General features: G+C 62.6%; 3 protein-coding genes and 1 pseudogene. 2 read left to right on the top strand and 2 right to left on the bottom strand.

The window, feature by feature from the left end:
• The first annotated feature begins 141 nt into the window (after positions 1–141).
• Positions 142–1,039, top strand: a protein-coding gene (locus AC2VON_RS24100) for an IS5 family transposase (RefSeq protein ID WP_369738830.1) whose coding sequence is annotated in 2 segments (ribosomal slippage) — positions 142–476 and positions 475–1,039 — 900 coding nt in all. Because the reading frame shifts where the segments join, the coding sequence is not laid out codon by codon here.
• Here the strand turns inward: AC2VON_RS24100 and AC2VON_RS24095 are convergent.
• Together AC2VON_RS24095 and AC2VON_RS24090 are read right to left on the bottom strand one after the other, a co-directional pair.
• Positions 1,014–1,946: an IS3 family transposase gene (locus AC2VON_RS24095; protein WP_486955089.1), complete on the bottom strand. Its 933-nt coding sequence runs from the start codon at positions 1,944–1,946 to the stop codon at positions 1,014–1,016. The genes AC2VON_RS24100 and AC2VON_RS24095 overlap by 26 nt on opposite strands.
• Complete coding sequence (locus AC2VON_RS24090) at positions 1,943–2,329, bottom strand: transposase (protein ID WP_486955088.1); 387 nt, start codon at positions 2,327–2,329, stop codon at positions 1,943–1,945. Before AC2VON_RS24090 ends, AC2VON_RS24095 begins: the two co-directional genes overlap by 4 nt.
• A 396-nt stretch (positions 2,330–2,725) precedes the next feature.
• Here AC2VON_RS24090 and AC2VON_RS24085 point away from each other — a divergent pair.
• Positions 2,726–3,790: pseudogene (locus AC2VON_RS24085) on the top strand (fatty acid desaturase family protein); the annotation flags it as partial.
• Positions 3,791–3,873 lie beyond the last annotated feature (83 nt).

The raw sequence follows: 3,873 nt of genomic DNA, 5'->3' as shown, positions 1-3,873 counted from the left end.
TGCCGCCAAGGCCGAGAACGCGCGGCTGTCCGAGGCACTCAAGGAGATGGCCGTGCGGCTGACGTTGGTCGAGGGAAAAGGGCGCTGGGGCTAGGGCGTGTCCCGTAACCGTTTGGTGAGTTGGGTGGCAGTGTTCGTTGGATGTCGCGGTTGCAGGTGTTGTCCGATGAGATGTGGGCTCTGGTTGAGCCGTTGATGCCAGTGGCTTCGGCCAAGGGCGGCAGGCCGTTTCGTGATCACCGCACGGTGGTCGAGGCGATTATCTGGCGGTATAGGACCGGCTCGCCGTGGCGCGATCTGCCCGAGCAATTTGGCGCGTGGAAGACCGCGTGGCGCCGTCATGACCAGTACAGCAAAGACGGCACGTGGGACGCGATCTTGGGTGCATTGCTCACCGTCGCCGCCGACGCCGATCTGATCGACTGGGCGGTCAGCGTCGATTCCACGGTCAACCGGGCGCATCAGCACGCCACGAACCTCCCGCGCGACACAGGGGGCACCATCGAATTACAAGAATTTGTCCGAAGAGCCGGCTGACCACGGCATTGGCCGTTCCCGCGGCGGGCTGAGCACCAAAATCCATCACCTCGTCGATGGGGCAGGGATGCCTCTGGTAGTCCTGACTGCGCCCGGCCAGGCCGGCGATGCCCCGATGTTTCCGATCCTGATGGGCCACCTGAAGGTGGCCAGCAGCAAACCGGGTCGCCCGCGTACGCGTCCGGACAAAGTTCGCGGCGACAAGGCATACTCGTCGAAAGCCATCCGCGAACTGTTGCGTAGTAAGGGCATCACAGCGGTGATCCCGCAGCCCGATGACCAGATTGCCAACCGGCGGCGCCGAGGAAAAAACGGCGGGCGCCCACCAGCCTTTGATGTCGAGGACTACAAGGGTCGCAACGTCGTTGAACGCGGATTTCAACGCTGCAAGCAATGGCGCGGAATCGCCACACGATACGACAAGCACAACCTCAACTACCGCGGCGGCGTTGTCCTCAACGCGGTCGTCGCCTGGCTCAAACGGTTACGGGACACGCCCTAGCGGCGTAGGCCGCATCCAGCGTGGCGGCACGTTGGGCCTGGATCTCGTTTGCGGTGCCGTAGTGCACCGATGCAACGGTGTGTAGGCCCACGCCGCTGTGGCGATGCTCATGGTTGTAGTAATCGAAGAATGTCGTGCAGAAGGCGCGGGCATCTTCGATCGAGCCGAACCGGCCCGGGAACGCCGGGCAGTACTTGAGGGTCTTGAAATTAGCCTCCGAGTAGGGATTGTCGTTGGACACGTGCGGGCGGCTGTGGCTGCGGTCCACCCCCAGGTCGATCAGCAACTGGGCGACCGGCTTGGAGGTCATCGAGGTGCCGCGATCAGCGTGCAAGGCCAACTGGCCGCGGGCGATGCCGTGACGGGCCATGGTGTCGGCGATAAATGCTTTGGCCAACTCACCGTCCTCAACTTCTGCGATGATCCAGCCGACGACGTAGCGCGAGAAGATGTCGATAATCACATAGAGTTGATAGAAGATACCCCGTTGTGGCCCTTGCAATTTCGTTATATCCCAGGACCAGACCCGGTTTGGTGCGTTAGCGATCAGCTCGGGTTTCTTGCGCGCCGGATGGGTGCGCTGGCGACGCCGCTCGCGGTTCTCCCCGGCAATGGCCAGTAGCCGGTACATGGTGCGAATCGAGCACAGGTAGACACCATCATCAAGCAGTCGCGCCCACACCTGCGCCGGCGCCAGATCGCAGTACTGCTCTGAGCGCAGCACCGTCAGAATCTGCTGGCGTTCGGCCTCGGTGAGCTTATTCAGTGGCTCGGGCCGCACCCGCCGTGCCGGCCGTGGTGGTGGGTTGCGGTGGCGGTGGAGCGTGGCCCGCGATGCACCCAGCAATTCGCACGCCCGTTTGGTGCTGGTTGCGGCCTCCAGGTCGGGCAGGTGCTCGCCGATCACGGCTTGGACTTCGGCTCGAAATCCGCGCTCTCGGAGAGCATCTCCAAGAGCGCGTGTGCTTTTCCCGTGATCTCCAGCGCTAGCTTGGTCCGATCCAGCTCAGCCTGCAGTTGCGTGGTGCGCCGCCGCAGCTTGTCCAACTCGACCTGCTCAGCGCTGCGCTTCGGCTTGCCCTTCGCCGACAAACCCTCCCGAGCGCCGGCATCACGGGCCTTTCGCCATTCGGCGATATGCGAGCTGTACAGGCCTTCACGGCGCAGCAACGCACCACGCTCCGACGAGCCCACCGACAGCGCGTCGTACTCGTCGAGGATGCGGGCCTTGTACTCGGCGGTGAACGTGCGCCGCCGCGCCCGAGCACCTGGATCGGGCACGTTGTCCACTTGGTCATTATCACTGCACCCGTCCAGGGATGCGATCGTCATAGTCACGGAAAATGGTGATCCTGTCTCGCCCTGTAGCGATGATTGGCTACTGCTGCTGTCTCACTTAACCCTGTCACACAGGGCCAACTCAACGAACAATGGGAACGCGCAGACAAACTGGAACCGCCCGCACAGACACCGGGCACACCTGGGTGCGCCACCCCGAAGGAACCGCCGAAACGGTTAATCATCTGCGGCTGAAGGCCGCAGCCCAGCCTTTTCGGAACAAATCATAGCGGCCGCGCCGGCCGACTTGGTGCTGGTCTTTGTGGGCCGCAGCAGCCGCGGTGAGCCCGGTTCTTCGTTGCCGACGGGCTGGGAACCCGACATATGAGCCTACGAACGGAGCAAACGATGGCTATTACGGACATCCCGGCCTTCGCCCACCTGACCGACGCCGACATTGAGAGTCTGGGCGTTGAGCTGGACGCGATCCGGCTGGACATCGAGGATTCGCGTGGCGAGCGCGACGCGCGCTACATCCGCCGCACCATCGCCGCGCAACGTGCCCTGGAGGTTGCCGGCCGGCTCATGCTGGCCGGTAGCTCGAGACGCTCTGCGTGGTGGGCGGGAACGGTGACCCTTGCCCTGGCCAAGATCATCGAGAACATGGAGGTCGGCCACAATGTCACGCACGGCCAGTGGGATTGGATGAACGATCCCGAGATCCATTCCTCGACATGGGAATGGGACATGAGTGCGGCGTCAAAACACTGGCGCTTCAGCCACAACTTCCAACACCACAAGTACACCAACATCCTGGACATGGATGACGATGTGGGCTACACCGTCCTTCGAGTTACTCGTGATCAGCCCTGGGAGCTCTTCAACGTCGGCAACGTGCTGTTCAACGCCATCCTCGCGCTGGGATTCGAGTGGGGAATTGGCTTGCAGTCCATCGAGTTCAGCAAGGTCTTCAAGGCCGGCCCGGACCGCGACATCAACCGCCTGCGGGTGCGCGAGTTTTCCGCGAAGGCCGGAAGGCAGGTGCTAAAGGACTATGTCGCGTTCCCGGCGCTGACCTCGCTGTCGCCGGCGGCGAGCTACAAATCGACGCTGAAGGCCAGCGTGGTGGCCAACGTGGTCCGCAACGTCTGGGCCAACGCGGTGATCTTTTGTGGGCATTTCCCCGATGGCGCCGAGAAATTCGCGAAGACCGACATGGTCGGTGAAACCCGGGGCCGGTGGTATCTGCGCCAGATGCTGGGTAGCGCCAACTTTGACGCCGGACCCACTCTGCGGTTCATGAGTGGCAACCTGTGCCACCAGATCGAGCATCACCTCTACCCCGATCTGCCCAGCAACCGGCTGCAGGAGATCTCGGTGCGGGTCAGGCAGGTCTGCGCCAAGTACGACCTTCCCTATACCACGGGCTCGTTCCTGATGCAGTACGGAAAAGCTTGGCTGAGTTTCGTCAAGCGTTTTGGCCCCACCAATCTGCATGAATTTTGGCCCCGGGCCTTGGTGTTGGGGCTTTGATCGTTTGGTAGCTGGTTGAGCGG

The sequence above is a fragment of the Mycobacterium sp. TH-M82 genome (assembly GCF_057473605.1).
Note: the sequence above shows the minus strand (reverse complement) of the source record. Positions and strands in the feature narration are given on the sequence as shown.